The organism is Streptacidiphilus rugosus AM-16 (genome assembly GCF_000744655.1).
GTDB classification, from domain to species: domain Bacteria; phylum Actinomycetota; class Actinomycetes; order Streptomycetales; family Streptomycetaceae; genus Streptacidiphilus; species Streptacidiphilus rugosus.
Window position 1 is genome coordinate 670,309 of the sequence record NZ_JQMJ01000003.1, and the last position, 25,694, is coordinate 696,002.

General features: G+C 72.5%; 27 protein-coding genes and 1 tRNA gene. 9 read left to right on the forward strand and 19 right to left on the reverse strand.

The window, feature by feature from the left end; translation table 11 throughout:
* Positions 1–11: 11 nt before the first annotated feature.
* The 3 genes from BS83_RS06460 to BS83_RS46300 form a co-directional block, all read right to left on the reverse strand.
* On the reverse strand, positions 12–959 hold the full coding sequence (locus tag BS83_RS06460) for an RNA polymerase sigma factor SigF (protein WP_232248163.1): 948 nt from the start codon (positions 957–959) through the stop codon (positions 12–14).
* Positions 960–1,176: 217 nt separating this feature from the next.
* On the reverse strand, positions 1,177–1,470 hold the full coding sequence (locus BS83_RS06465) for a Dabb family protein (RefSeq protein ID WP_037601860.1): 294 nt from the start codon (positions 1,468–1,470) through the stop codon (positions 1,177–1,179).
* Positions 1,471–1,521: 51 nt separating this feature from the next.
* Complete coding sequence (locus tag BS83_RS46300) at positions 1,522–1,686, reverse strand: hypothetical protein (protein WP_198035154.1); 165 nt, start codon at positions 1,684–1,686, stop codon at positions 1,522–1,524.
* 469 nt (positions 1,687–2,155) lie between these two features.
* On the opposite strand from BS83_RS46300, the gene BS83_RS06470 reads away from it, so the two are divergent.
* From BS83_RS06470 to BS83_RS06490, 5 genes are all read left to right on the forward strand, one after another.
* Positions 2,156–2,986 (forward strand): pentapeptide repeat-containing protein, encoded by an 831-nt coding sequence (locus BS83_RS06470; RefSeq protein ID WP_051942710.1) that lies wholly within the window; start codon positions 2,156–2,158, stop codon positions 2,984–2,986.
* A gap of 107 nt (positions 2,987–3,093) precedes the next feature.
* Positions 3,094–3,447 carry a YciI family protein gene (locus BS83_RS06475; RefSeq protein ID WP_037601862.1) on the forward strand — a complete coding sequence of 118 codons (354 nt, stop codon included), beginning with the start codon at positions 3,094–3,096 and terminating at the stop codon, positions 3,445–3,447.
* A 148-nt stretch (positions 3,448–3,595) separates the two neighbouring features.
* Positions 3,596–4,834: an RNA polymerase sigma factor gene (locus BS83_RS06480; RefSeq protein WP_037602905.1), complete on the forward strand. Its 1,239-nt coding sequence runs from the start codon at positions 3,596–3,598 to the stop codon at positions 4,832–4,834.
* A gap of 382 nt (positions 4,835–5,216) precedes the next feature.
* On the forward strand, positions 5,217–5,711 hold the full coding sequence (locus tag BS83_RS06485) for a hypothetical protein (RefSeq protein ID WP_037601864.1): 495 nt from the start codon (positions 5,217–5,219) through the stop codon (positions 5,709–5,711).
* Between the two features lie 278 nt (positions 5,712–5,989).
* Positions 5,990–7,459 (forward strand): AAA family ATPase, encoded by a 1,470-nt coding sequence (locus BS83_RS06490; protein ID WP_037602908.1) that lies wholly within the window; start codon positions 5,990–5,992, stop codon positions 7,457–7,459.
* 104 nt (positions 7,460–7,563) lie between these two features.
* Here the strand turns inward: BS83_RS06490 and BS83_RS06495 are convergent.
* The 4 genes from BS83_RS06495 to BS83_RS06510 all read right to left on the reverse strand — a co-directional run bounded on the left by BS83_RS06495 (position 7,564) and on the right by BS83_RS06510 (position 9,318).
* Positions 7,564–7,650, reverse strand: a tRNA-Ser gene (locus BS83_RS06495).
* A gap of 85 nt (positions 7,651–7,735) precedes the next feature.
* The gene (tadA, locus tag BS83_RS06500; protein WP_157596974.1) at positions 7,736–8,236 is read right to left on the reverse strand and encodes a tRNA adenosine(34) deaminase TadA; all 501 of its coding nucleotides are present in this window, start codon (positions 8,234–8,236) and stop codon (positions 7,736–7,738) included.
* 40 nt (positions 8,237–8,276) lie between these two features.
* Positions 8,277–8,849 (reverse strand): tRNA adenosine deaminase-associated protein, encoded by a 573-nt coding sequence (locus BS83_RS06505; protein WP_037601866.1) that lies wholly within the window; start codon positions 8,847–8,849, stop codon positions 8,277–8,279.
* Positions 8,850–9,066: 217 nt separating this feature from the next.
* Positions 9,067–9,318, reverse strand: coding sequence for a hypothetical protein (locus BS83_RS06510; protein WP_037601868.1), 252 nt, complete (start codon positions 9,316–9,318; stop codon positions 9,067–9,069).
* Between the two features lie 121 nt (positions 9,319–9,439).
* Here BS83_RS06510 and upp point away from each other — a divergent pair, with 121 nt between their 5' ends.
* Positions 9,440–10,078, forward strand: a complete 639-nt coding sequence (gene upp / locus BS83_RS06515) for a uracil phosphoribosyltransferase (RefSeq protein ID WP_037601870.1) — start codon at positions 9,440–9,442, stop codon at positions 10,076–10,078.
* Between the two features lie 166 nt (positions 10,079–10,244).
* Here upp and BS83_RS06520 read toward each other — a convergent pair whose 3' ends face one another.
* From BS83_RS06520 to BS83_RS06535, 4 genes are all read right to left on the reverse strand, one after another.
* Positions 10,245–10,946: a LytR C-terminal domain-containing protein gene (locus BS83_RS06520; RefSeq protein WP_051942711.1), complete on the reverse strand. Its 702-nt coding sequence runs from the start codon at positions 10,944–10,946 to the stop codon at positions 10,245–10,247.
* Between the two features lie 129 nt (positions 10,947–11,075).
* Positions 11,076–11,372 (reverse strand): type II toxin-antitoxin system VapB family antitoxin, encoded by a 297-nt coding sequence (locus tag BS83_RS06525; RefSeq protein WP_030253738.1) that lies wholly within the window; start codon positions 11,370–11,372, stop codon positions 11,076–11,078.
* Positions 11,373–11,387: 15 nt separating this feature from the next.
* Positions 11,388–12,554 (reverse strand): hypothetical protein, encoded by a 1,167-nt coding sequence (locus BS83_RS06530; RefSeq protein ID WP_037601874.1) that lies wholly within the window; start codon positions 12,552–12,554, stop codon positions 11,388–11,390.
* A gap of 24 nt (positions 12,555–12,578) precedes the next feature.
* Positions 12,579–12,791: a hypothetical protein gene (locus BS83_RS06535; RefSeq protein ID WP_037601876.1), complete on the reverse strand. Its 213-nt coding sequence runs from the start codon at positions 12,789–12,791 to the stop codon at positions 12,579–12,581.
* Between the two features lie 347 nt (positions 12,792–13,138).
* Between BS83_RS06535 and BS83_RS06540 the strand changes: the two genes are divergently transcribed.
* Positions 13,139–14,563: an MFS transporter gene (locus BS83_RS06540; RefSeq protein WP_084713174.1), complete on the forward strand. Its 1,425-nt coding sequence runs from the start codon at positions 13,139–13,141 to the stop codon at positions 14,561–14,563.
* 43 nt (positions 14,564–14,606) lie between these two features.
* Entirely contained in the window at positions 14,607–16,502 is a 1,896-nt protein-coding gene (locus tag BS83_RS06545) for a S9 family peptidase (protein WP_037601878.1), read from the forward strand.
* Between the two features lie 235 nt (positions 16,503–16,737).
* Here BS83_RS06545 and BS83_RS06550 read toward each other — a convergent pair whose 3' ends face one another.
* From BS83_RS06550 to BS83_RS06575, 6 genes are all read right to left on the reverse strand, one after another.
* The gene (locus BS83_RS06550; RefSeq protein WP_037601881.1) at positions 16,738–17,517 is read right to left on the reverse strand and encodes an SURF1 family protein; all 780 of its coding nucleotides are present in this window, start codon (positions 17,515–17,517) and stop codon (positions 16,738–16,740) included.
* A gap of 20 nt (positions 17,518–17,537) precedes the next feature.
* Positions 17,538–18,818: a hypothetical protein gene (locus BS83_RS06555; protein WP_037601883.1), complete on the reverse strand. Its 1,281-nt coding sequence runs from the start codon at positions 18,816–18,818 to the stop codon at positions 17,538–17,540.
* Positions 18,818–19,453 (reverse strand): SigE family RNA polymerase sigma factor, encoded by a 636-nt coding sequence (locus tag BS83_RS06560; protein ID WP_232248077.1) that lies wholly within the window; start codon positions 19,451–19,453, stop codon positions 18,818–18,820. The genes BS83_RS06555 and BS83_RS06560 overlap by 1 nt, the downstream gene beginning before the upstream one ends.
* A 202-nt stretch (positions 19,454–19,655) precedes the next feature.
* Positions 19,656–20,732, reverse strand: coding sequence for an aspartate-semialdehyde dehydrogenase (locus BS83_RS06565; RefSeq protein WP_037601885.1), 1,077 nt, complete (start codon positions 20,730–20,732; stop codon positions 19,656–19,658).
* Positions 20,729–22,048 (reverse strand): aspartate kinase, encoded by a 1,320-nt coding sequence (locus BS83_RS06570; RefSeq protein ID WP_037601887.1) that lies wholly within the window; start codon positions 22,046–22,048, stop codon positions 20,729–20,731. Before BS83_RS06570 ends, BS83_RS06565 begins: the two co-directional genes overlap by 4 nt.
* A gap of 135 nt (positions 22,049–22,183) precedes the next feature.
* A complete protein-coding gene (locus tag BS83_RS06575; RefSeq protein WP_084713176.1) occupies positions 22,184–23,704 on the reverse strand; it encodes an MFS transporter in 1,521 nt (506 codons plus the stop codon).
* Between the two features lie 87 nt (positions 23,705–23,791).
* On the opposite strand from BS83_RS06575, the gene BS83_RS06580 reads away from it, so the two are divergent.
* On the forward strand, positions 23,792–24,292 hold the full coding sequence (locus BS83_RS06580) for a MarR family winged helix-turn-helix transcriptional regulator (RefSeq protein ID WP_037601888.1): 501 nt from the start codon (positions 23,792–23,794) through the stop codon (positions 24,290–24,292).
* Positions 24,293–24,406: 114 nt separating this feature from the next.
* Here BS83_RS06580 and BS83_RS06585 read toward each other — a convergent pair whose 3' ends face one another.
* Together BS83_RS06585 and recR are read right to left on the reverse strand one after the other, a co-directional pair.
* Complete coding sequence (locus BS83_RS06585) at positions 24,407–25,069, reverse strand: DUF5063 domain-containing protein (RefSeq protein WP_051942712.1); 663 nt, start codon at positions 25,067–25,069, stop codon at positions 24,407–24,409.
* Complete coding sequence (gene recR / locus BS83_RS06590; RefSeq protein WP_037601890.1) at positions 25,062–25,661, reverse strand: recombination mediator RecR; 600 nt, start codon at positions 25,659–25,661, stop codon at positions 25,062–25,064. Before recR ends, BS83_RS06585 begins: the two co-directional genes overlap by 8 nt.
* Between the last annotated feature and the right edge of the window lie 33 nt (positions 25,662–25,694).

Below are 25,694 nucleotides of genomic sequence, written 5' to 3' on the forward strand. Positions count from 1 at the left end.
ATCCCCGCGGGTCAGCTCTCCCAGCTGTTGCCGTTGCGCAGGCGGGCGAAGATCCGTGCGAGCAGCCGCGAGACATGCATCTGGGACATGCCGAGCTCGGTCGAGATCTGCGACTGGGTCAGGTTGCCGAAGAAGCGCAACATCACAATCTGTCGCTCCCGGTCCGGGAGTTGGACCAGCAGATGGCGCACCATGTCGCGATGCTCCACATGGGTGAGTGCGGAGTCCTCGTAGCCCAGCCGGTCGAGCAGGGCGAGGCCGCCGTCGTGCTCCTGCTGGGCCTCCAGCGAGGTGGCGTTGTAGGCGCGGCCGGCGTCCAGACAGGCGCGGACGTCCTCCTCGGGGATGCGCAGCGAGGCGGCGATCTCCGGCACCTTGGGCTGGCGGCCGTGAGTGACCGTCAACTCCTCCATCGCGCCGCTGACCTGGACCCACAGTTCCTGGAGTCGACGCGGTACGTGCATGGTCCGGACGTTGTCGCGGAAGTAGCGCTTGATCTCGCCGAGGATCGTCGGCAGCGCGTAGGTGGGGAACTGCACGCCCCGGGTCAGGTCGAAGCGGTCGATCGCGTTGATCAGACCGATCGTGCCGACCTGGACCACGTCCTCCATCGGCTCGCTGCGGCCGCGGAAGCGCGCGGCCGCGTAGCGCACCAGCGGGAGGTTGACCTCGATCAGCGCGGCGCGGACCCGCTCGTGCTCCGGCGAGCCCGGCGGGAGTTCGGCCAACCGCTCGAAGAGCACCCGGGTGAGCGCACGCACGTCCACCCGCGACTGCTCGATCGCCTCCGTCAGCGGTACGGACGGGGGTGCGGGCTGTGTTTCCTTCGGCGGCCCGGACTGGGCCGGGGGCCCCTGGGGTCCCTGCGGACCCGGGCCCGGTGGCTCCGCCGGAGCGGCCGGGGTGGGCAGGGACGCGGGCTCCCCCGGCGTCCTGGGCGCATCGCCCTGTGCCTGCATCGCCACGCCGCCCCTCGAGTGCTCCTGCGAGCCGGGTCGTTGCCAGTCCCATATCTGGCAAAACTGGTCATAGCATCACAAGCCGGTCACGGGGCGAGCAAGCACCAGGGTTACGCGTGTTGGTGGAATCCGGGATTCCGTTACTGCGTCCGGCGGCACCTCGCGGAGGCCGGGGGGCGGCTGAGGGCAGCGGTGGACTGTGGCGGACGGTCGGGGATCAGACCTCGAAGTCGGCGATGACCCAGGTGGCGAACTCGCGCCAGAGCTGCGCGGCGGCCTGGTGGTCGGGGTGGGTCAGGTAGGCCTGCAGCGCGTCGCGGTCCTCGACCAGGCTGTTGATCGCGAAGTCGTAGGCGATGTCGCGGTCGGTGATGTTCCAGCCGATCTGCCATTCGCGCAGCTCCGGCACGGTCTGGCCGACCTTCTCGAAGGCCGCGACGGCGTCGGGGACGCGTGGGTCGTCCTGCGTGACGCCGGCGTTGAGCTTGAAGAGGACCAGGTGGCGGATCATCGGAGGCACTCCTTGAGGGGTTGAGTGCCCCGAGGGTACTTCACCTGCGGATTACTTGATCAGGTTGGTCATGAACGTACCGAAGGCCTTCGCCGCGTGCGAGATCCCGGTGAAGCCGACCTGGACCAGGTCCGCCGCCCGCACCGGCGAGGTGATGATCGTGTAGAGCACGAAGATCACAACAGCCCAGGTGGCGATCTTCCTTGCCTGCCCCATCTCGCCGTGCCTCCCCGCGCCCGGTCCACACCTGATGCCCATTCACTCCTACGGGCGAAGCCTAGCGCTGCCCGCCCGCAGGTCACGCCCTGCTGACCTAATCAATCCGTCAACCCGGAAGGACCAAGGTCCTGACACAAGGGGTCCAATGCGGCATGCGCGGGCCTCCGCGGCGAGGGAGAGTTGAACGTGTACCGGGCAGGTCTGGCAGGAACCGTCCGGTGCGTGGATCCGGAGCCCCCGCTGTGGGATCGGCCGGCGCGTCTCCCCCGACGTGTCGCCGATTGTGGGGCTCCGCCGGGGGAGCGGCTTCGTCCCCCAGAGCCGCTTCCCCCTCCTCGTGAGGCCCTGCTCCCGGACATGGGTGGTCAAGGTTCGGGAGCAGGGCTTTTCGCGTCCCCGGCGCTCCGCGCCCGTCCCCGCGGGGCCGTCCGGCGTTCGCGTGCGGGCCGTCCGGGAGAATGGACGCATGCCGGACCATCTGCCCTCCACCGACGAACTGTCGCTGATCTCCGACTGCGGCTCCTGCTTCGGCCTGTGCTGCGTCGCGCTCCCCTTCGCCGCCTCGGCCGACTTCGCCGTGGACAAGCGGGCGGGAACGCCCTGCTCGCACCTCGACGCGGACTTCCGCTGCGGCATTCACACACGGCTGCGTGGCTCGGGCTACCAGGGCTGCACCGTGTTCGACTGCTTCGGAGCGGGGCAGAAGGTGTCGCAGGTGACCTTCGGCGGCGTCGACTGGCGGCGCGAGCCCGGCTCCGCGCCGGAGATGTTCCAGGCCTTCCCGGTCATGCGGCAGCTGCACGAGCTGCTCTGGTACGTCCGCGAGGCGCTGTCCCTGGCCGCGGTCGCGCCGCTCCACGAGCGGCTGCGCCGTGCGCTCGACGACGTCGACGCGATGACCCGCGGCGACGCCGCCGCGCTCGCGGCCCTGGACGTGCCGGCGGTCCGGGCGGGCGTCAACGAACTGCTGCTGGAGGCGAGCGAGCTGGCCCGCGCCGACGTTCCCGGCCGCCGACGCAACCACCGCGGCGCTGACCTGATCGGGGCCAGACTCCGCAACGCGCAACTGCGCGGCGCCAACCTGCGCGGCGCCTACCTCATCGCCGCCGACCTGCGCGGCGCGGACCTGCGCCGGGCCGACGTGATCGGTGCGGACCTGCGCGACGCCGACCTGCGCGGCGCCGACCTGACCGGCGCGCTCTTCCTCACCCAGGCCCAGCTCAACGCCGCCCGCGGCGACGCCGCCACCCGCCTGCCCGCGGCCCTCGACCGGCCGGGTCACTGGGCCGCGGACTGAAAAATCTCGCGCGCTCCCGCCCGGCTGTCGAAAACAGCGGGTCCCGTTCGTGTAGAGGGTGAGACCACCGGGCACCGGCCCGGTGGCACGAGCCCGAGGAGAGCGCGATGAAGCAGTATCTGCTCAGCATGTACCAGCCCGAGGGCCCCGTCCCTTCGCCGGAGTTCCTGGAGCGGGTCATGGCCGATCTCGGTGTGCTGCGCCGGGAGCTGGAGTCCACCGGATCCTGGGTCTTCGGCAACGGCCTGCACGCCCCTGACACGGCGACGGTGCTCCGGCCCGGCGAGGGGGAGGTGCTGGTGACGGACGGACCGTTCACCGAGGGCAAGGAGTACCTCGGCGGCGTCACCGTCATCAAGGCGCCGGACCTGGACGCCGCGCTGGCCTGGGGACGGCGCTACGCGCTGGCGACCGGGCTGCCGATCGAGGTGCGACCGTTCCAGGGCGAGGTCGGGGACTGATCCCGTGGCGGCCACGAACGGCGACGCCGACCCGTCCGGCCGGGACCGGTCCGACCGGACGGGTCCCGGCCGGACGGACCGGGACGACCTGGCCGGTCCTGTTGATCCGGTCGGCCCGGTCCCGGCCGGAGCGGGTGACGGGGCTGCCGTGGCCGACGCCGACATCGCCCGCGTCTTCCGCGCCGAGTACGGGCGGGCCGTCGCCGTCCTGGTCCGCCTCGTGGGTGACATCGACCTCGCCGAGGAGGCGGTCCAGGACGCGTTCGCGACGGCGGCCGAGCGCTGGCCCGCCGCCGGCCTGCCGCCGAGCCCGGCGGGGTGGATCATCACCACGGCCCGCCGTCGGGCCGTCGACCGGCAGCGCAGGGAGTCCTCCCGCGTGGACCGGCACGCCCAGGCACTGCTGATCCATAGCCCCGGCGAGGAACCGGCCGAGGAGGGCCCCGTGCACGACGACCGGCTGCGACTGATCTTCACCTGCTGCCACCCGGCCCTCGCCGAGTCCGCGCAGGTGGCGCTGACCCTGCGGCTGCTCGGCGGGCTGACCACCGCCGAGATCGCCCGCGCGTTCCTGGTCGCCGAGCCGACGATGGCGCAGCGACTGGTCCGGGCCAAGGCCAAGATCCGGGACGCGGGCATCCCGTACCGCGTCCCCGCCGACGCGGACCTGCCGGACCGGCTGCGACCGGTGCTGGCCGTGGTCTACCTGATCTTCAACGAGGGCTATCTGCCCTCGGGGCCCGGACCGGATCCCGTCGAAGGCCCGGTGCGGGCGGAGCTCTGCGCCGAGGCGATCCGCCTGGCCCGGCTGCTCGCGGAGCTGATGCCGGACGAGCCCGAGGTCCTCGGCCTGCTCGCGCTGCTGCTCCTGATCCACGCCCGGCGTCCGGCCCGCACCACCGCCGACGGCGACCTGGTGCTCCTCGCCGAGCAGGACCGCACCCGCTGGGACCGTGAGCTCCTCGCGGAGGGACAGGCCCTGGTCCGCCGCTGCCTCCGGCGCGGCCGGCCGGGCCCGTACCAGATCCAGGCGGCGATCAACGCCGTCCACAGCGACGCACCCACCGCCGCCGACACGGACTGGCGGCAGATCGTCCAGCTCTACGACCAGCAGCTGGAGTTGGCCCCCAGCCCGGTCGTCGCCCTGCACCGCGCGGTCGCCCTGGCCGAGGTCGAGGGCCCGGCCAGGGCGCTGGAGACGGTCGAGCGCCTCGACCTCGACGGCTACTACCTCTGGCACGCCCTCCGCGCCGACCTGCTGCGCCGCCTCGGCCGTGACGCCGAGGCGGCGCTCGCCTACGAGACCGCCCTCGCGCTCACCCACAATCCCGCCGAGCAGGCCCAACTCCGGTGCGGCCTGCGGTCGGTGACACGGCGGGACGGTTGACCCGGGGGTGCCCGCCACTCGTCAGGCGGCGGCTCCGCGGTCAAGTGGCCCCGCACGCCTACGCGTTCTGCCGAGTCCGGTTCGTGCCTGACCGCTGCGGTGTCAGTCGCAGGTCGGAGTGGCCGCGCAGATCACCGTCGGACCGCTTGGTGCTGAGCCGAACGCGATCCGAACCGGGACTGCGGCTCGCGGCCCCGGCTCAGATCCCTGCCATGGCGGGGGCTGTGCCCCGGTGGGCACCCCGGCATGGGATTGCCCTGCATCGGGTGAGAGCGTTGCTCCGCACGCTGGCGGATCCGGTTGCTCCGGACCTCGGGACACGGAGACACGAGTGGCGAGTCGACCAACTCTTCGGGAGGCGGCCAGGGCAACGGACAAGCCTGTGGGGATCCTGGCGACCTTCGTGCTCCTCCTCCTCGCGGTGGGGGTTGCCGCGCTGCTCTCCAGCGTGCCGAACGTCGCCTACGCAGGACGATGGGCTGGGAACCCGGGCCTGTTCACCGTCGGCTCCTGCACACAGGTCGGGGAGGGCAAGGAACGACACACGGAGTGCGCCGGTACGTTTCGGCCCGACAACGGCGGGCCCGTGGACACCCATGCGCTCATCACCAGGGATCTGGCCGCAGGTGAAGCCGTTCCGGTGCAGCAGACATCGGACGGCGGGTACACGCGCGTGGGAGTCGCACCGTTGCTCGGGTGGCTGACTGTCGCTCTCTTCGGCCTCGCCGTGATCCAGGCCTGCGTCCTGATCGTCGTCGCGGCACTGCGCCGGGTCTGGTCGAAGGCGGCCTGGTGGGCTCCGGGGCTCTGTGTCGCGGCGGCCCTGCTCTGCGCCGTGATCGGTGCAGTCAGCGGTGTCATCGCCGGCGGTACCTGAGCCTGAGTGGCGACTACGTCGAGGATGGCCGCCATCACGCTCGATTCATCTGGCGACGAGCGTGTGCGGACGAGCCCTTGTTGTGCCGGGTCAGCGCACTGCGGCGCAGTTGCTGGACGCGGCGCAGGAGCGCGCCGCAGGGCGGCGTTCGCACCGGTAGGGGCGTGCAGGGAAGCAGTGATGCGAGACAGGCGCCGACGCGCGGGCGAGCCGCGTGGCGTCCGGGGGAGAGAGAAGTACAGTTATGGCAACTGTACTTCTCTCACATGGTGGCCTCCGTGCTGAAGCCTGCAGACATGTTCGACCGGGACCGGGAATGGGCCCAGTTGGTCGGCTTCGTGGAGGACGAGCGGCCAGGTGCCACCCTCGGAGTCGTCTCGGGGCGACGGAGGCAGGGGAAGAGCTTCCTGCTGGAGGCGGTCTGCCAGCAGGCCGGGGGTTTCTACTTCTCGGCGCAGGAAGCGACCGAGGCGGAGTCGCTGGCGCTGATGGGTGCGGCTCTGACGCGGTACCTGGACCCGGTTGCGCCGATCGAACCGAGAGACTGGCCCACGGTGCTCGACACCTTGTTGCGGATCGGCCGGGATCGGTCGGTGCCCGTGGTCATCGATGAGTTCCCGTACTTGGCGCGTACCTCGCCGGCTCTGCCCTCGATGATCCAGGCGGCCTACGCGCCCCGACGCGCGGAGCGGGTGGACTCCCGGACGCGGTTGCTGCTGTGCGGATCGGCGATGTCCTTCATGGGGGGACTGCTCTCCGGCGACGCGCCCCTTCGCGGCCGGGCTTCGCTGGACCTCACGGTTCACACACTCGACCACCGTGCCGCGGCACGCTTCTGGGACATCACCGAACCACGACTCGCGCTGCTCGTGCACGCGGTCGTCGGTGGCACTCCTGCCTATCGGACCGAGATGATCCGTTACGACGCCCCGAGGGACCTGGCCGACTTCGACGCATGGGTGTCCCGCGCGATCCTGTCGCCGGGCAGCCCGATGTTCCTGGAGGCCCGGTACCTGCTCGCCGAGGAGCCGGATCTGCGCGACGGGGCTCTGTACCACTCGGTGCTCGCGGCGATCGCGGAGGGGAACACCGGGCGGGGCGGCATCGCAGGGCATGTGGGACGCAAGAGCAACGAGCTCGCTCACCCGCTCACTGTGCTCGAGGATGCCGGACTCGTCCTGCGGGAGCAGGACGCTTTCCGGGGCAACCGGACCGACTTCCGGATCAACGAGCCGCTCCTTGCCTTCTACCACGCGATCATGCGCCCGTACTGGTCCCAACTGTTGAGGGGGACCGGAGCCGACCGGATCTGGGAACGAAGCCAAGGACGGTTCGCCGGCGGCATCCTCGGACCACACTTCGAGAGGGTCTGCCGGGAGTGGACGCTCTACAGCTCGGGGGACCGCTTCGGCGACTGGCCCACCCAGGTCGCGGCCGGAACCGTCAACGACCCGAAGAACAAGACCACGTGCCAGGTCGATGTGGCCGTGGTCGGCCACGCGGACGGGGCCCGTCCACCGCTGCTTGCCATCGGTGAGGCCAAGTGGAACGAGGTCATGGGATTGGGTCATCTGGAGCGCCTTCGCCGTATTCGCGAGCTGCTCGCGGCCAACGGCAAGTACGACACGTCCGGCACTCGGTTGGCGTGTTTCTCCGGTGCCGGATTCTCCGAGGACCTGCACGCGCGGGCGGTGCGAGGGGAGGTCGAGTTGATCGGGCTCGACGATCTCTATGCCGCCGCGGACTGACGCGGCCCGCCGATGCCGGTACTCGCGGGCGACTGCCGGCGAGACCGAAACGCCGAGGGCCCGTCAGATCACTGACGGGCCCTCGGCGTTCGTCCTGCTCAGAGCGGTAGCGGTGGGATTCGAACCCACGGTGAAGTTGCCCCCACACACGCTTTCGAGGCGTGCTCCTTTGGCCGCTCGGACACGCTACCGTGGGACAGCCTACCGGACGTCGGGCAGTGCTCCTAAACGCGTTTCCGGCGCGGCCGCGGTCCTGAGGGGTCCGAGTGGTGCAGGTCACTCACGGTGGCCGTCGAAGAAGTCGCGCAGTTGCTCGGCGCAGGCGTCGGCGAGGACGTCCGGGATGACCTCGGGCCGGTGGTTGAGGCGGCGGTCGCGGATCACGTCCCAGAGGGAGCCCGCCGCGCCGGCTTTCGCGTCCAGGGCGCCGTAGACGACGCGGTCGAGGCGGGAGAGGACGATCGCGCCCGCGCACATCGTGCAGGGCTCCAGGGTGACCACCAGCGTGCAGCCGGTCAGCCGCCATTCCCCCACGGCCTGCGCAGCCTCGCGGATGGCCAGGACCTCCGCGTGGGCGGTCGGGTCGCCGACGGCCTCACGGGCGTTGTGGCCGCGGCCGATGACCGTGCCGTCCGGGCCGAAGATCAGCGCGCCGACCGGGACGTCGCCCGTGGCCGGGGCGAGCGCGGCCTCCGCCAGGGCGAGGCGCATGGCCGGCTCCCAGCGGGTACGGACGGGATCGGGGCGGTAGGGCAGCTGACCGGGCATGCGGGACATGCGATCAGTCTGTCCTACCCCACGACCTCACGGCGCCGCGCTACCGCACGGCCTCCAGGACCTCGCCACAGCCCAGGGCGTCGGCGATGTCGGTCAGGGCGTCGCCGGGCACGGAGCCCTCCGCCGCCAGGTCCATCAGCTCCTTGGCGCCGAATCCGAAGTCGATCAGCAGACCCGCGTCGCCCAGCGGCCCGGCGGGGATGCCGTCCGAGCCCGCGGCGGCCGCGCCGTCGGTGTCGTCCTCGTCCTCGTCCGAGGCGCCCGCGGAGGCCTCCTCGTCGTCGAGATCGACCACCAGACGGTCCAGGTCGCCGAGGTCGTCCTCGCCGTCCCGGCCCAGCAGTTCCTCGGTCAGCACGAGCTCGCCGTAGGCGCTGCGCGAGGCGGCGGCCGCGTCGGAGACGAAGACCCGCGGGTCCTCCTCGCCGTCCACGCGGACGACGGCGAACCACGCGTCCTCCTGTTCGATGAAGACCAGCACGGTCTCCTCGTCCTCGGCGGCCTCGCGCGCCAGGTCGGCCAGGTCGGCGAGGGTTTCGACGTCGTCGAGATCGGTCTCGCTCACGTCCCACCCGTCCTCGGTGCGAGCGAGCAATGCAGCGAAGTACGCCACCAGCGACTCTCCCAGGTCATTGGCCGTTGGGACCGGTCGTGCGGTCCAGGGCCGCCAGGTACGGAGGCCCCATCGGCATCGTGACAGAAAGCAGCGCCCTGCGGGGAGTGTTCTGGCGCGCGTCTTCGCTGGTCGTGTCACGGAGTTGGGAATCGGCGACGAACGGTGGGCGCCCGAATACCCGCCGGTGGACGGGAAGAAACGGATCTGTGGCCGATCAGAAACGGAACGTGCGCATCCGGGCAGCCTGCCGCAGCCGCATCGCCTTCGTCCGGCGCGGATGGACGCGCTCACGCAGCTCTCGCGCCTCGGCGAGCTCGCGCAGGAACCGTGCGCGACGCCTGCGGCGCTCGGCCGGATCCTCGGGGACGGGTATTTCCGTGGTCTCGGGCTCGTCCTCGGGCGCGGCGGCGTCCGCCCGGGCTTCGTGGGCGGGCTTGGGGCGGGCGGCGCGCTTCGGCTTGGCCATCGTCGGTCAGCCCCCTGGGGGTCGCGGATCGTTCTCCCTTCACTTTCCCTCGCGATTCCAGCGGATACCAGTCCGGTGCAGTGTGGGCTTCGACCCGGTCCGCTCGGATAATGTCGTGTCTATGCGGATTCATGTCCTGGACCACCCCCTGGTCGCGCACAAGCTGTCCACCCTGCGCGACGAGCGCACCGACTCGCCGACCTTCCGTCGTCTCACCGACGAGCTCGTGACGCTGCTGGCCTACGAGGCCACCCGGGACGTCCGCACGGACCAGGTGGAGATCACCACGCCCGTCGCGGTCACCACCGGCGTCAAGCTGAGCTATCCCCGCCCGCTGGTGGTGCCGATCCTGCGCGCCGGCCTCGGCATGCTGGACGGCATGACGCGGCTGCTGCCGACGGCCGAGGTCGGCTTCCTCGGCATGGTCCGCAACGAGGAGACGCTCGAGGCCTCCACCTACGCGACGCGCATGCCGGACGACCTCTCCGGGCGGCAGGTCTACGTCCTCGACCCGATGCTCGCGACCGGCGGCACGCTGGTGGCGGCGATCCGCGTGCTGATCGAGCGCGGCGCCACGGATGTGACGGCGATCTGCCTGCTGGCCGCGCCGGAGGGCGTCGCCGTCCTGGAGAAGGAGCTGGCCGGCCTTCCGGTGACCGTCGTGACGGCGGCGGTGGACGACCACCTCAACGACCAGGGCTACATCGTCCCCGGCCTCGGCGACGCGGGCGACCGCCTGTACGGCACCGCCGGCGACTGATCCTTTTCAGCAGCGGGCTCGTTGCAACCGCCCAGGGGCGCGAGGCCCTGCTTGATCAACTGCGTGCGCGACAAGCCACCGGCGAGCGGATGGTCCTCAACGTGCAGGGCCATCCGCACAGGGTGGTTGCCCGCGCAGTTCCTCGCGCCCCTGGGGTCGTGCAACCTCAGCAGTGCGCGCCGGCGGAGGCCGAGGGGGACGCGGCGAGGGCGAGGGCCTGGGAGACCTGGGCCGGGGTCAGCAGCGCGGTGAAGCCGTTGCCGATGTAGAGGTCGACGCTGGCGTCCTTGCGGGCGTCCGTCGTCGACGTCGCGCCGGAGACCTCAGAGCCGACCAGGGACATCGCCGCGTGGCCCGTCGCTCCGCCGGTGACCTGGGCCGAACCGGTGATTTTGTTCTCCAGCGTGGCGGGGGCGTTACCGATCTTGCCGATCTTGAAGCCGCGCAGCCGCAACTGCGCCGCCGTCTGGCCGGCCAGGCCCGCGCGGTTGGTCGCGTTGAAGACGTTCACCGTGATCGTCGCCGGCTGCGGCACGCCGCTCGGCAGCACCAGCGGCGCCGCAGCTGCCGACGCACCCGCGCTCGCGCCGGCCGAGGCGCCCGCGCTCGGCGTGGCCGAAGGCTTCGCCGCGTCGGCCGCCGAGGCCTTGGCCGGATGCGTACAGTCCTTGCCCGCCGCCACCGGCTTCTTCTTGCCGCCGAAGACGGTGACCAACTGCACCGTGCCCCAGCCGAGCACCGCGACGGCGACGACCGCCGCCATGATCTGGAGCACCCGACGGCGTTTCTGACCCGGCCGCGAGAGCCGCGGATAGGCCTTGCCGCTGATGCGGTACTGCTTTCCCTTGAGACCGGGGGGAGTCAACATGCTCACCGCGGGTTGCCCCCTTGTGCGCGTGGGCTGGATTGCCGTCGTACGTGTTGTGAGGCCCACAGTAGACCGGCTGTCGGGCCCCGCGCCTGCGCAGGCGTACTAACGGATGATCAGTGAACCCGTTCAGTCCATTTCCAGCACGCGCGCATGCAGCACCTGACGCTGCTGCAGCGCCGCGCGGACCGCGCGGTGGAGGCCGTCCTCCAGGTACAGGTCGCCCTGCCACTTCACCACGTGGGCGAACAGGTCGCCGTAGAACGTGGAGTCCTCCGCCAGGAGCGTCTCGAGGTCGAGTTGGCCCTTGGTGGTGACGAGTTGGTCCAGGCGGACCGGTCGCGGTGCGACGTCCGCCCACTGGCGGGTGCTGACCCGGCCGTGGTCGGGGTACGGCCGCCCGTTGCCGATGCGCTTGAAGATCACACGGAAAGCCTACCGTCAATGACCCAGTGCCGCGCCTATCCGGTCCATGGATGCGAGCCGCATCAGCCCGTAATGGTAGAACTCGACCTCCGGAACCCCGAGCTCGCGCAGCGCCGCGACCTTGTCGGCGAGGTTCTCCGGGCCGTCGCAGTCCTGCGCCATGGGGCGCAGAATGACCGCGAGCGCGCCCGGGTCGACGCCGTGCAGCGCGAACGCCGCGACCTTCTCCCGCACCTGAGCGGCGGTCGGGGCGTAGCCGAGCGTCTCGATCTGCGGTACCGCCTTGGTCAGGGCCGGCAGGTCGATGCCGGAGAGCCAGCCCTTGCCCGGGCCGCCGCCGTCCATGAAGCTCAGTCGCATGCCGAGGGAGGCGGCCGTCTCGGCCGCCTCGGCGGCGAGCGAGGTGACCGTGCCCGCCGACGCGTCGACGTACGCGGCGACCGCGCCGTCCGCGAGCTCGTCGAGTGCGCAGGGCTCCGCCGCGGCGGTCTCGTCGGCGAGCCGTGCGCGGATCGCCGTGCGGACGGTCTCGCGCACCTCGTCGGCGGGGACGCCCGCGGCGCGGGCGGCGGCACGGCAGTGCGTGCAGAAACAGAGGCCGAGCAGAGCCTCGGCGACCGGTCCGAGCTGCTCGAAATAGCGTTCGTGGTGGTAACCGTGACGCAGGCCGTGGAAGTGCAGCGACTCGGCGCGGATCGCGTCGACGCCGTAGCGGGCGTGCTCGGCGACGAGGGTGCCGACGTAGGCGCGCACCTCCGGGTGGGCCGGGCAGAGCTCGGTGAGGTGGCGGTCGCCGAAGGCGTTCTCGGGGGCGCAGTCGGGGTGCAGGAAGCCGAGGCGGTCGTTGTGCAGGAAGACGGTCCAGGCGTGCAGCTTCATCCCGCGTGACTGTGCCTCGGCGGCGGCCAGGGCGAAGGGGTCGCTGTCGCCGATCGCGGTGGACGGCGCGGGCCGCAGCCGGCTGTCCGCCCAGGCGGCGGGGTCGGGCCGGAAGTAGGCGGCGCCGGGTTCGAGGTAGCGCAGCACCCGGCGCGGGTTGTGCGGGAAGACGTCCCGTGCCTCGTGGTAGACGGAGGCCAGGGTCACCCCGCCGACGCCGGCGCGGTCGCGGAGGTTGCCGAAGAAGGCGTCGGGCCCCTCGTCCAGCAGGTCGGTGGCGAAGGCGAGGACGGACGACTGCACGGCGGTGCTCCGGGGATCGGCGGATCAGGGGGAGGTGCGCGCGCCGACGCCCGGATCCTGCGTGGCCGCGGGTGCGGCGGGCGCCGACGCGGTCAACGCTAGCGAGTGCGCCGCGGCTGGTCTAGACCTGCTGGCGGCATGGGCGGAACTCGGCAGCAGCGAGGTGCCGAAGGTGACGACGGCGGTCAGCAGCACGGCGACGACGGTCGCCGCCCGGCGGCGTGCGCGGGGATCCATGCCTCAAGCCTCCTCCGGCCATCCCCCGATTCCATGATCCCGCCGTCACAGCTCCGCTACAGCGCTCGGGCGCGAGCCTTCGTGCAAGGAGGATATTGCAGCCTCCAGGGGCACGGGGAGCTGTCCGACAAGCCACCGACGAGCGGGTGGTCCTCAACGCGCAGGGCCGTCCGCGCACCGTGGTTTCTCGAGCAGTTCCCCGCGCCCCTGGGGGTGCAACTGCTCTCTGGTCGAAGGTTCCTCGCGCCCTGGGGGTGCCGTGGCCGGCCGGGGCGTCGCCTGGAGTCCACCCAGTGGACACTTGCATCCCCTTCCGATTATGTCTGTGCCCGATATAAACTGGTCGTATGGCTATCGGCGAGCAACCCCAGCTGCCCCTCCCGGGCGTCACCCCGCGCGGGTGGCAGCTGCTGACCAGCGAGAGGCCGAGGCCGGAGGCCATCCGCGGACGGTCGTGGGCCTGGCGGCTCGCCGTCGCGACGGTCTGCTTCGGTGCGTTCATGGGGCAGCTCGACGCCAGCATCGTCACGCTCACCTACCAGCCGCTGGGCGCCGAGTTCCACGCCTCGCCCGCCGCAGTCGAGTGGGTGTCGCTCGCCTACCTGCTGACCCTCGTCGCGCTCCTGGTGCCCGTCGGCCGGTTCTCCGACGCGCACGGGCGCAAGCTGATGTACCTCTACGGCTTCGGCGTCTTCACGCTCGCGTCCGCCGCCTGCGGCCTCGCGCCCACCCTGCTGGCGCTCGTCGCCTTCCGCGTGGTGCAGGCGCTCGGCGCGGCCCTCATGCAGGCGAACAGCGTCGCCCTGGTCACCACGAGCGCGCCGCCGGGACGGAGGCGCAGCGCGCTCGGGATGCAGGCGGCCGGCCAGGCGATCGGGCTCGCGCTCGGGCCGACCGTCGGCGGGGCGGTCGTGGCGACGCTCGGCTGGCGCTGGGTGTTCCTGGTCAACGTGCCGGTCGGCCTCGTCGCGCTCGCCGCCGGTCACTACCTGCTGCCGCGCACTCGGCAGCGCTGCGCGGGCGCCCGCGTGGACGGCCTCGGAGTGCTGCTGCTGGCGCTGACCACGACCGGGATGATGCTGACCCTGTCGGTGGTCTCCGGCCTCGGCTGGCCGCTCTGGTCGGTCGCCCTGCTGGTGCCGGCGGCGCTGGCGGCCGGGGTCGCGTTGACGAGGCGTCAGCGGAACTGCAGCCGTCCGCTCGTCGATCTGGCTCTGCTGCGGGCGAACGCCCGCGGCCTGCTCGGCGGGCTCAGCGGGTATCTGGTGCTGTTCGGCCCGCTGGTGCTGGTGCCGGTCGTACTGACCCGTCAGGGGGTCGGTCTGATGACCGCCGGGCTGGTGCTGACCGCGCTGCCGCTCGGCTTCGCCCTCGCCGCCACCGGCGCGGACCGGGTCCTGCCCGGCACGCTCACCGACCGCGACCGCGCCCGCCTCGGCGCCGGGATCTCCGTCCTCGCGCTCGCCGCGCTCGTACTGCTGCCGATGACCACCGGGCTGCTGCCCTGCACCCTCGGCCTGCTCGGGCTCGGCCTCGGCGTCTTCACCCCGGCCAACAACTCGGCCGTGATGGGCGCGTTCCCTGCCGAGTCGGCCGGAACCGGCGGCGGGATGGTCAACATGGGCCGCGGGCTCGGCACCGCGCTGGGCGTGGCCGCGGTCACCCTGATCCTGCATCTGGTTCCCGGCACGACGGGCGAACAGGCGGCCGCCGCGGTGCTGCTCGCCTTCGCCGCGCTGATGTTCCCCGCCCGCCGGGTCTCCCCGTCCTGACGAAGTCGGCTGCGCCCGTACGTCCGTGCCCGATGATGTCCCCATGAGCAGTGAGAGCAACGCGCGCAGCGAGAGCACCGAGACCCGGCACGCCACAGCCGCCGCAGCCGCCGCGGCGGCCTTCGACGCCCTCCCGGCCTGGGAGCAGCGCTTCCGTGCGGCCAGGGTCGGGCTGCCGGAGTGGGCGGAGGACGCCCCCGACCGGTCGCTCTTCCTGTCGAACGCCACCGGCACCTACGAGATCTACGCCTGGAACCGCGCGGACGGCGCCCAGCGCCGGGTGACCGACCGCCCCAACGGCACCACCGAGGCGACGCTGACGCCGGACGGCGAGTGGATCTGGTGGTTCGACGACACCGACGGCGACGAGTTCGGCGTCTGGCGCCGCCAGCCCTTCGCCGGGCCGGACGGCGAGGGCCGGGAGGCGTTCGCCCAGGACGCCGAGGCGGTGCCCGGGCTGCCCCCGGCCTACCCGGCGGGCCTGGCGCTGGGCCGCCGCGGCGAGGCCGTCGTCGGCCGCTCGACGGACGAGGACGGCTCCACGCTCCACCTGGTCCGCCCGGACTCCGGCGAGCCGCTGGAGATCTACCGCCACCGCGAGTCCGCGGGCGTCGGCGACCTCTCCCACGACGGCGCGCTGATCGCGGTCGACCACACCGAGCACGGCGACGCCATGCACTCCGCGCTCCGCGTCCTGCGGGTCGACGGCGACGCCGTCTCCGTCGTCGGCGAACTGGACGACGCCACCGGGCGTGAGGAGCCGCTGGGCCTCTCCTGCCTCGGCTTCGCCCCGCTGCCCGGCGACCCCCGGATGCTCGTCGCGCACCAGCGGCGCGGCCGCTGGGAGCCGCTGATCTGGGACACGGCGAGCGGCGAGCAGCAGGAGATCGTGCTGGACCTCCCCGGCGACGTCACCGCCGAGTGGTATCCGGACGCGGGCTCGCTGCTCATCGAGCACGGCTACCGCGCGCGCAGCGAGCTCTACCGCTACGAGCTGGAGTCGGGTGTCCTGACACTGCTGGAGACCCCGCCCGGCACCGTCTCCGGTGCGTCCGCGCGCCCCGACGGCTCGGTCGAGTTCCTGTGGTCCTCGGCGGAGCGGCCGCCGGTGGTCCGCTCCACCAGCGGGGCCGTGGTGCTGGAGGCGCCCGGCCCGCAGGCGCCGCCCTCGGTGCCGGTCGAGGACGTCTGGGTCGAGGGTCCCGGCGGGACGGTCCACGCCCTGGTGCAGCGCCCGGCGGGGGCCGGCGAGGGCCCGCTGCCGTGCGTCTTCGAGATCCACGGCGGCCCGACCTGGCACGACTCCGACTCCTTCGCGGCGGGCCCCGCGGCCTGGGTCGACCACGGCTACGCGGTGGTCAGGGTCAACTACCGCGGCTCGACCGGCTACGGGCGCGCGTGGACCGACGCGCTGCGGCACCGGGTGGGCCTGATCGAGCTGGAGGACATCGCCGCGGTGCGGCAGTGGGCGGTCGACAGCGGCCTGGCCGATCCGGCCAGGATCGTCCTGGCGGGCGGCTCCTGGGGCGGCTACCTCACCCTCCTCGGCCTGGGCGTCCAGCCGGACGCCTGGGCGCTGGGCCTGGCCGCCGTCCCGGTGGCGGACTACGTGACGGCCTACCACGACGAGATGGAGGCGCTGAAGGCGATGGACCGCACGCTGGTCGGCGGTACGCCTGAGGAGGTCCCCGAGCGGTACGCGGCGTCCTCGCCGCTGACGTACGTGGACGCGGTGACGGCCCCGGTCTACATCAGCGCGGGCGTCAACGACCCGCGCTGCCCGATCCGGCAGATCGACAACTACGTGGTCGAACTGGAGAAGCGGGAGAAGACCCACGAGGTCTACCGCTACGACGCCGGGCACGGCTCCCTGGTCGTGGAGGAGCGCGTCAAGCAACTCCGGCTCGAACTCGACTTCGTGGCCCGCCACCTGCGCTGACGCTCGGCACGAGAGGCAGTTGCAGCCACCTGGGGGCGCGGGGAACTGCGCGAGAAACCACCCTCCGCGGATGGCCCTGCGCGTCGGGGACCATCTGCGCGCGGTGGCTCGTCGCGCAGTTCCCCGCGCCCCTGGGTGGTGCAACGGGCCCTTGGCTGCAAGGCCCGCGTCCGCGCGGCCGAGCCGCGCAGTTCCTCGCGCCCCCCAGGGGAGTGCCACGGGCCCTTTGAGAGACCTACTGGGGTTCGAGACCCAGTTCGCGGTCGCGGGCCTGTTCGACTTCGCGGCGGAAGAAGCGGAACCACATGAAGACCACGAAGCCGGCGAAGACGAACCACTGCGCCACGTAGCCCAGGTTCTGGATCGCCTGGAGGCTGATCCCGCCGCTGTCCGTCGTCGCGGACGGCGGCGGGAGCGGGGTGAGTCCGGACGTACCGGCGGTGCCGGAGTCCAGGGCGACGGAGCCGTTCCAGACGGTGTACGGCAGCAGGTTCACCAACGTCACCGAGGAGATCATGCCGAGCTGCCCGGCCGGCAGGCCGCCCGCCGCGATGACGCCCGTCGAGTCCGCGGTCTCCGCGGCCTGCATCCGGGCGGTGACGGAGACCACGCCCGTCGGCGGCGCGGGGGCCTTGGACGGTGTGCCCGGGACCCAGCCGCGGACGACCGCCACGTATCCTCCGGCACCGTCCAGCTTCAGCGGGGTGAGGATCAGCGAGCCGGTCCGGCCGTTCAGCGTGCGCTGCGGCACCACGAACTGGTGCGCCGCGTCGTACGTCCCCGCCAGGGAGACCCGGCGGCCGGCGTCCGCGCCGACGCCGTTGCGGTCGCCGGAGGCGATCAGCGGGGCGAGCGGCGAGGGCGCGGCGTCGGTGGAGACCTGGGTCCGGTGCGGGTGACTGTGCAGCTCGTAGCGGCTGAGCTGCCACAGGCCGAGGACGACGCAGACCGGAACGGCCACCAGCGCGAGCAGGTGGATGCCCAGCCAGCGCGGGGTCAGAAGGAACCGGTACACCCGTCTACGGTAACCACCGGCTACCGCGGAGCGGCCAGCGGGTCCGTGCGGTAGATGGTCCCGGCGCAGGCGTTGGTCAGTGTCGTGGTCGCCGCCGCCTTGCCGCCCGCGGCCGGGACGAGCCCGAGCTGGACGCTCGGACCGCCCGGCGCGACGCTGCTGCCGGGACCGGGCGACCCGGTGGCCGCGGAGCCGCTCGGACTGTCGGTCGCCGCCGCCGGCACGTAGCCCGCCGTCGCACCCGCGGCGCCCTCGGTCGCGGCCGACGCCGCGGCGGGGGTCGGGGACGACGAGTCGGTGGGGCTGCCGCTGGGGCTGGTGGACACGCCCGACGCGCAGACCCCCGGCACCCAGGCGAAGTCGATCACGTAGGACTGGCCGGGGGCGAGGGCCGCCACCGGATGCCGCGGGTTCGGCGCGGGCAGCGCGCCCGCCGGGTCGTTGAGGGTGTGCGGCAGCACGGTGAACCGGGTGCTGTCGGTGCCGACCGCCGCGAGCACGGCGATCACGCCGGCCCCGCTGACCTGGCAGGCGCTCGTGGAGACGTTGCTCACCGCGAAGGACCCGTAGACCACCCCGGACGCGTCCGGCTGCGCCACCCCGGCCGCGCCGTTGCCGAGCTGGCTCCGGCCGCACTCCGGCAGCGGCCCCGACGGCGTCAGGGTGTGCGAGGCGGTCGCGACGGAGGTGACGCCGCCGGAGGGCAGCGGGACCAGGACTCCGCCCGCGGTCGGGCTCGGCAGCAGCGAGGCGAGGATCGTGCCGCCGGGCGTCGGGTTGCCGCCGGTCAGGCTGCTGCCGTCGGGGCGGTCCCGGCCGGTGCCGGACGGATTCGGTCCCGGCAGCTGCCGTCCCGGTTCGCTGGACTGGGCGATGCCCACGGTGTCCGGGCTGATCGTGTGCAGCGTGGTCAGCCCGAGCAGCACCAGTGCCGCGGCGACCGCCGCGCCGCCGTACGCGCGCCGACGCAGCGCCCGGCGCTGCGGCACCGCGTGCCGCAGGCGCTCCAGCGAGCGGGGGGCGGGCTGGAGGCCGCCGACCGCGCTGTGCAGCCGCGCCCGCAGCGCGGCCGCGACCGGGTCGTCGGGTTCGTCGATCGGCACGGTCCGGCCGGTGCGGCCGATCTCGCCGTTCTGCCCCGGCGGGTTCGCCGGGCGGGGCGGGAGCGGCCGGTCGAGCCAGAGCGGCGGGGTGCTGGGCGGCTCCATCGGGAGCGGCGGGGTCGACGGCGCGGCGTCGGGCGAAGCGCCCGAGCCGGGTCGCACGACGCGCAGGTAGCGCGAGCGCCGGTCCGCGCTCATCACTGCCTCCCCTCCGCACCGAATCCCGTGCCGGTACCCGTGGTGCCGTTCTTCGCGGTGCCGCCGCTGCCCGCGCCGCCCCCGTTGCCGTCGCTGTCCATGGTGATCCGGAGCGCGGCCAGTCCGCGGGATCCGTAGGCCTTGACCGAGCCTACGGAAATGCCGAGCGCATCCGCGACCTGAGCCTCCGTCATGTCGGAGAAGTAGCGCAGCACCAGCACCTCGCGCTGGCGTCGCTGCAGCCCGCGCAGGGCCAGGATCAGCTCGTCCCGCTCCAGCGCGTCGTAGGCGCCCTCCTCGGCGCTGGCCATGTCGGGCATCGGCTTCTGCAGCAGTCGCAGGCCGATGATCCGGCGGCGCAGCGTCGAACGGGAGAGGTTCACCACCGTCTGGCGCAGGTAGGCGAGCGTCTTGTCCGGGTCGCGCAGTCTGCGGCGCGCGGAGTGCACGCGGATGAAGGCCTCCTGGACCACGTCCTCGCAGGAGGCGGCGTCGTCCAGCAGCAGCGCGGCCAGGCGCAGCAGCGAGCCGTAGTGGGCCTGGTAGGTCTCGGTGAGATGGTCCACGCTCGCGCCGACGGCGGCGGGCGCGGCGGCGTCGGCCGCCGCCGTGAAGGGCGTGAAGGGCGCCGTCATCGGAAGCGCCAGGGTCTGTGGCACGCCAGTTGGACGCATGACCCGCCCCGAGGGTTGTACGTCACCCGGCCCCTCCGTGACACCGTGTTCAGGGACACTACGGTACGGGCCACGTCAGCGGTGCGAAAGCCGGTTCCGAGGTCTGCACGAACTCCCCTTATTCGGGCAGGTTCCGTGCGCTCCGGCGCCCCGCGCCCGCCGCTCACTCCGCGGCGACGAGCTCGGCGATCTGCACGCAGTTCAGCGCCGCTCCCTTGCGCAGGTTGTCCCCGCACAGGAAGAGCTCCATCGCGTGCGGGTCGTCCAGGGAACGCCGCACCCGGCCGACCCAGGTGGGGTCGGAGCCGACGACGTCCGCGGGGGTCGGGAACTCGCCCTTCGCCGGGTCGTCGTAGACCACAACGCCGGCCGAGGAGTCGAGGATCTCGTGCACCCGCGCCACGTCGGGCTCGTTCTCGAAGACCGCGTGCACGGTGAGCGAGTGGCCGCTGACGACCGGCACGCGCAGGCAGGTGGCCGAGATCGGTAGCTCGGGCAGGCCGAGGATCTTGCGGGTCTCGTTGCGCAGGCCGAGCTCCTCGCTGGACCAGCCGTCCTCGGCCGTGTCCCCGGCCCAGGGCAGCAGGTTCAGGGCGAGCGGCGCCTCGAAGGGGTCGTCCTCCTGCTCGGAGACGGCCCGGCGCAGGTCGCCGGTGCGGCTGCCGACCGTCGGGTCCGCGCCGACCTCGGAGGTCTGTCGGCGAAGCGTGTCGATGCCGATCCTGCCCCGGCCCGAGGCGGCCAGCGCGGCCGTGACGACCAGCTCGCGCAGCTCGAACTCGGCGTGCAGGGCGGCCAGGGCGACGGTCAGCACCAGCGTCGCGCAGCGCGGCGCGGCGACGATCCCGATCCGCCGCATGCGGGCGGCGGACGGGTTGATCTCGGGGACGACCAGCGGCACGTCGGGGTGCAGCCGGAATGCGGCGGAGCCGTCCACGGCGACCGCGCCCGCCGCCACGGCGAGCGGGGCCCAGACCCTGACGACCTCCTCCGGCGCCTCGAAGAGGGCCACGTCGACGCCGTCGAAGCAGCCCGGCTCCAGGGCGCGTACCGGCTCGGTGCGGCCCAGGATCGGCAGTTCGGTGCCGACCGCGTCGGGGGAGGCGAACAGGCGCACCTCGCCCCAGACGTCCGCACGGGTGGCGAGCAGCTCCACCAGCACCCGTCCCACGGCACCGGTGGCGCCGATGATGGCCAGGGTGGGCCGAGCACCGCCCGTACGGGCGTCCGGTCGGCTCATCGGCCGGTGCCTCCGTAGACGACCGCCTCGTCGCTCTCGCTGTCCAGGCCGAACGCGGTGTGCACCGCCTGGACGGCGGCGGTGACGTCCTCGGAGCGGGTCACGACCGAGATGCGGATCTCGGAGGTCGAGATCAGCTCGATGTTGACGCCGGAAGCGGACAGCGCCTCGAAGAAGGTGGCCGTCACCCCGGGGTGCGACCGCATGCCGGCGCCGACCAGGGAGATCTTGCCGATCTGGTCGTCGTAGCGCAGTGCCTCGAAGCCGATGGACTCCTGGACCCGCTCGAGCGCCTCGATGGCCTTGCGGCCCTCGTTCTTCGGCGCGGTGAAGGAGATGTCGGTCAGCCCGGTCGACGCGGCGGAGACGTTCTGCACCACCATGTCGATGTTGATCTCGGCGTCGGCGACGGCGCGGAAGATGCGAGCGGCCTCGCCCGGCTTGTCGGGGACGCCGACGACCGTGACCTTCGCCTCGGAGGTGTCGTGGGCCACGCCGGAGATGATGGCCTGCTCCATGTCGGATTCGCCCCCTTCGGGCTTGGTCTGGAGGTTGGCGGACTGCGCGTCCAGGGAGACGCGCGGCCGGTTGGAGACCCAGGTGCCGGTCAGTCCGGAGAAGGACGAGCGGACGTGGATCGGCATGTCGTAGCGGCGCGCGTACTCGACGCAGCGGGCGAGCAGCACCTTGGAGCCGGACGAGGCCAGCTCCAGCATGTCGTCGAAGCCGATCCAGTCGATCTTGCGGGCCTTCTTCACCACGCGCGGGTCGGCGGTGAAGACGCCGTCCACGTCGGTGTAGATCTCGCAGCACTCGGCGTCCAGCGCGGCGGCCAGCGCGACGGCGGTGGTGTCCGAGCCGCCGCGGCCGAGCGTGGTGATGTCCTTGGTGTCCTGGGACACGCCCTGGAAGCCGGCCACGATCGCGATGTTGCCGCCGTCGAGCGCGGCGCGGATACGACCCGGCGTCACGTCGATGATGCGGGCCTTGTTGTGGACGGAGTCGGTGATGACGCCGGCCTGGCTGCCGGTGAACGACTGGGCCTCGTGGCCGAGGTTTTTGATCGCCATCGCCAGCAGGGCCATGGAGATGCGCTCTCCGGAGGTCAGCAGCATGTCGAGCTCGCGGCCCGCCGGGAACGGCGACACCTGCTCCGCGAGATCGATGAGCTCGTCCGTCGTGTCACCCATGGCGGACACCACGACGACGACCTCATGGCCGGCCTTCTTGGTGTCGACGATCCGTCGGGCGACCCGCTTGATGCCCTCGGCATCCGCTACGGATGAGCCGCCGTACTTCTGCACGACAAGGCCCACGTGCGCTCCTCGACTCTTGTGGTCCTGGCCGCACCGAGTGGGATCCGGCAGGCCTGTGGTCGTCCGCCAGTCTAGCGATCGGCCCTGTGGCGGCGGATGCTGTCCGATCCGTGGGACGGCCGTATCAGATAGTGATCATCGGGCGTTCGGGGCGGCGACGGCCGGGGCGGAAGATTTGCCGGGCGCGGCGACGGCGGGAGCGGGATTTGCGGGAGCGGCGGCCACGGGTGCGGTCGCTGTGTCCTTGGACACATTCTCGCCGACCAGGAGCGAGGTCGGGTAGACCGCCTCCGCGGGGAGCCGACGGGTCAGCCGGAGCAGCAGCGCGGCTCCGGTCGCGGCGGCCGCCGCGACGATGAGCCAGGGCAGCCGGCCGTCGACGGCGAGCGTGCTGGTGTAGAGGCCGGCCGAGAGGCTTTGGGCCAGCGACCAGCTCAGCATGTAGGTGGCCAGGTAGCGGCCGCGGGCGGGGGCCGGAGCGGCGCTGCTCGCCATGGCCGAGGAGCCCGCCGAGTAGAGCAGTTCGCCGGCCGTCGCCAGCAGCACCCCGCCGAGCAGGGCGGCCAGCGCCACGGTGGTGTTCTGCGGGCGCAGCGTGCCGAGCAGGGCCTGGCCGAGGAAGGCGGCCGCGAAGAGCGCCGCGCCGATGGCGCCGGTCCGGGTCCGCGTACCGATCCTGCGGATCAGCCGGGTGGCCGGGACGGCGGCCAGGGCGACGACGGCGGTGTTGAGGGCGAAGGCGGTGCCGGTGAGCGCGGCGGGCAGGTGCAGCACCCCCAGCGCGAAGATCGGCAGCAGGGTGGAGAGGGAGGTGAAGCCGAAGGAGACCAGGAAGTTGACCGCGGTCAGGGCCAGGTAGGGGCGGTCCCGCAGGACCGTGCGGTAGCCGACCGCGGCCGTGCCACCCGCGGCCGTGTCGGCGTGGGGCGTGTCGGCTCGGGCTGTGTCGGCGTGGGGTGTTTCGGCTCGGGCCGCATCGGCGCGGGCTGCCGTCCGTGGCTGTCCGGCGGCGTGGGCGGGCGGCTGGACCCGCAGCATCAGCAGGCCGGCGCCGAGGAAGCTGGCCGCGTTCAGCCAGGCGGCGGCGAGGAAGCCGCTGTCGCCCAGCCCTCCGATCAGCGCCGAGGCGAGCAGTGTGCCGCCGCCCATTCCGGCGTTGCGCAGCGAGCGGCTGAGTGCCAGCAGCCGGTCCATCGCGCTGCCCGAGGTCAGCTCGCCGATCCAGGCCGGCTGCGCGGCGGCGTAGCCGCGGTCGCCGAGGCCGGTCACGAGGGCGAGCAGGGCGAAGAGCGGGAGCCCGGTGGCGAGTGGGTAGAGCGCGAAGCCGACGGCTCGGGCGGCGTAGAGCCCCAGGATCACCGGCTTCGCGCCGAAGCGGTCGACGGCGCTGCCGATGGCCGGGAGGAAGGCGAGGGAGAGCAGTCCGGTACCGGTGAGCACGGCGCCGATCAGGGCCAGTGGCAGGTGCGTCACATGCTGGAAGAAGACCAGGTTGAACGGGATGTACATGCCGGAGCCGAGCGAGTCGACGGCCATCCCGGCGAGCAGGATCCGCCGGCCCCTGAAGCCTCGCGCGTCGACCCGGTCGCGCCCCTGGCCGCCAGTCCTGCTGCTGTTCCTGCTGCTGTTCCTTGCGCCGTCGCGCCTGACTGCCATCGCCCGCCCCCGTGGTGAGTAGCTTGTTGAAAATTAACTTACCACTAAGCTACTTATCGGCAAGCGATTTTCTGGCATGCTGGTGCCATGGACAGTGGGGGCGACGCCGTGGACAGGATCATGGGGCAGTGGGCGCAGGTGCGTCCCGACCTGGAGACCGAGGTGATGGAGCTCTTCGCCCGCGTCCACCGGTGCGCGCGGGGCATGGGCGAGCGGATGGAGACGGCCTACCAGGCCTACGGCATCAGCCGCGGCGAGTTCGACGTGCTGGCGACGCTGCGCCGTGCCGGGGAGCCGTACACGCTCTCGCCGCGCGAGCTCACCGCCACGCTGATGCTCACCAGCGGCGGTATGACGGGGCGTCTGGACAGGCTGGAGAAGGCCGGGCTGGTGCGCCGCTCACCCGATCCGCACGACCGGCGCGGGCTCCGCGTCACGCTGACGCCTGCGGGTCTCGACCTGCTGGACCGCGCCGTCACCGGCGGCGCGGAGGTGCAGCGGCGCAGCACGGAGCAGTTGACCCCGGACCAGATCGCGCAGCTGAACGGGCTGTTGCGGCGGCTGCTGGCCGGGGTCGACGCCATGTGAGGCGCCGATGCCATGTGAGACGCCGCCGCCACGTCGTGGCGGCGGCGCAGGGTGCGGGTGACGCGCGCGGGCGACGCGCGCGGCAACGGCGTGCGCACCGGGCGTGGACCGGGGTCAGATCCCGAGCTCGGCCGCCATCAGGTCGCCGGCCTGCTGCTCCAACTGCTCGTCGGTGAGCCCGTCGTGGTCGGTGTCCGTGCCGTCGACGGGCGCCGAGATCGGGCTGTCCATCCGCACGTGCGCCACCAGGGACTGCAGTGCGCGCAGCACGCTCGTCGCGGTCGAGCCCCAGTTCGCCAGGTAGGAGAACTGCCACCACCACAGCGCCTCGGAGACGCGGCCCTCGCGGTAGTGCACCATGCCGTGGCGCAGCTCGGTGACGACCTCGGCCAGGTCGTCGGAGATGCGGCAGGGCATCGGCTTGTCCGGCGGCCCGTACGGGTCGAAGACCTCGTGGTAGACGTCGATCGGCGCGAGCAGCTCGGCGAGGCGCTGCCGCAGGTCGTCCTCGTCCGAGTCCGGGCCGGTGTCCGGCTCGTAGCGGTCCTCGGGCAGGACGTCCTCGATCGCGCCCAGGCGGCCGCCGGTCAGCAGCAGCTGGGAGACCTCCAGCAGCAGCAGGCTGATCGCGCTGCCCGGCTCGTCGCCCTTGGCGATCTCGGGGAGCGAGAGCAGGAAGCTCTCCACCGAGTCGGCGATCTGCACCGCGAAGTCGTCGGGCATGCCGTCGCCCGGCGCGGAAGGCGGCAGGGACGGTGTGGAGTGCGTGTCAGACATCGAGAAGTCGTCTCCCTTCGAAGGCCCGTCCGAGGGTGACCTCGTCGGCGTACTCCAGGTCTCCCCCCACCGGCAGGCCGCTGGCCAGACGGGTCACCTTCAGGCCCATCGGCTTGAGCAGCCGGGCCAGGTAGGTGGCGGTGGCCTCACCCTCGAGGTTGGGGTCGGTGGCCAGGATCAGCTCGGTGACCGTGCCGTCAGCGAGCCGGGTCATCAGCTCGCGGATCCGCAGGTCGTCCGGGCCGACGCCCTCGATGGGGCTGATCGCGCCGCCGAGCACGTGGTACCGCCCGCGGAACTCGCGGGTGCGCTCGACGGCGACGACGTCCTTCGGTTCCTCCACGACGCAGATCAGGGTGGGATCGCGTCGCGGATCCTGGCAGACGCGGCAGAGCTCCGACTCGGAGACGTTCCCGCAGACGGCGCAGAAGCGGACCTTCTCCTTGACCTCGTTCAGCGCGTGCGCGAGCCTGCGCACGTCCACCGGATCGGCCTGAAGGATGTGGAAGGCGATCCGCTGCGCGCTCTTGGGCCCGACGCCGGGCAGCCTGCCCAACTCGTCGATGAGGTCCTGGACCACGCCCTCGTACACGCCGCGCTACCTGCTCTCTCTCGTCCTCGGGCG

Coding starts and splice junctions, on each gene's coding strand:
- upp (WP_037601870.1), top strand. CDS start 9,440: ATGCGGATTCATGTCCTGGACCACCCCCTGGTCGCGCACAAGCTGTCC.
- BS83_RS06575 (WP_084713176.1), bottom strand. CDS start 23,704: ATGGCAGTCAGGCGCGACGGCGCAAGGAACAGCAGCAGGAACAGCAGC.
- BS83_RS46300 (WP_198035154.1), bottom strand. CDS start 1,686: ATGGGGCAGGCAAGGAAGATCGCCACCTGGGCTGTTGTGATCTTCGTG.
- BS83_RS06565 (WP_037601885.1), bottom strand. CDS start 20,732: ATGAGCCGACCGGACGCCCGTACGGGCGGTGCTCGGCCCACCCTGGCC.
- BS83_RS06470 (WP_051942710.1), top strand. CDS start 2,156: ATGCCGGACCATCTGCCCTCCACCGACGAACTGTCGCTGATCTCCGAC.
- BS83_RS06465 (WP_037601860.1), bottom strand. CDS start 1,470: ATGATCCGCCACCTGGTCCTCTTCAAGCTCAACGCCGGCGTCACGCAG.
- BS83_RS06555 (WP_037601883.1), bottom strand. CDS start 18,818: ATGAGCGCGGACCGGCGCTCGCGCTACCTGCGCGTCGTGCGACCCGGC.
- BS83_RS06560 (WP_232248077.1), bottom strand. CDS start 19,453: ATGACGGCGCCCTTCACGCCCTTCACGGCGGCGGCCGACGCCGCCGCG.
- BS83_RS06510 (WP_037601868.1), bottom strand. CDS start 9,318: ATGGCCAAGCCGAAGCGCGCCGCCCGCCCCAAGCCCGCCCACGAAGCC.
- BS83_RS06520 (WP_051942711.1), bottom strand. CDS start 10,946: ATGTTGACTCCCCCCGGTCTCAAGGGAAAGCAGTACCGCATCAGCGGC.
- BS83_RS06460 (WP_232248163.1), bottom strand. CDS start 959: ATGCAGGCACAGGGCGATGCGCCCAGGACGCCGGGGGAGCCCGCGTCC.
- tadA (WP_157596974.1), bottom strand. CDS start 8,236: ATGTCCCGCATGCCCGGTCAGCTGCCCTACCGCCCCGATCCCGTCCGT.
- BS83_RS06475 (WP_037601862.1), top strand. CDS start 3,094: ATGAAGCAGTATCTGCTCAGCATGTACCAGCCCGAGGGCCCCGTCCCT.
- BS83_RS06535 (WP_037601876.1), bottom strand. CDS start 12,791: ATGGATCCCCGCGCACGCCGCCGGGCGGCGACCGTCGTCGCCGTGCTG.
- BS83_RS06545 (WP_037601878.1), top strand. CDS start 14,607: ATGAGCAGTGAGAGCAACGCGCGCAGCGAGAGCACCGAGACCCGGCAC.
- BS83_RS06585 (WP_051942712.1), bottom strand. CDS start 25,069: ATGTCTGACACGCACTCCACACCGTCCCTGCCGCCTTCCGCGCCGGGC.
- BS83_RS06580 (WP_037601888.1), top strand. CDS start 23,792: ATGGACAGTGGGGGCGACGCCGTGGACAGGATCATGGGGCAGTGGGCG.
- BS83_RS06540 (WP_084713174.1), top strand. CDS start 13,139: ATGGCTATCGGCGAGCAACCCCAGCTGCCCCTCCCGGGCGTCACCCCG.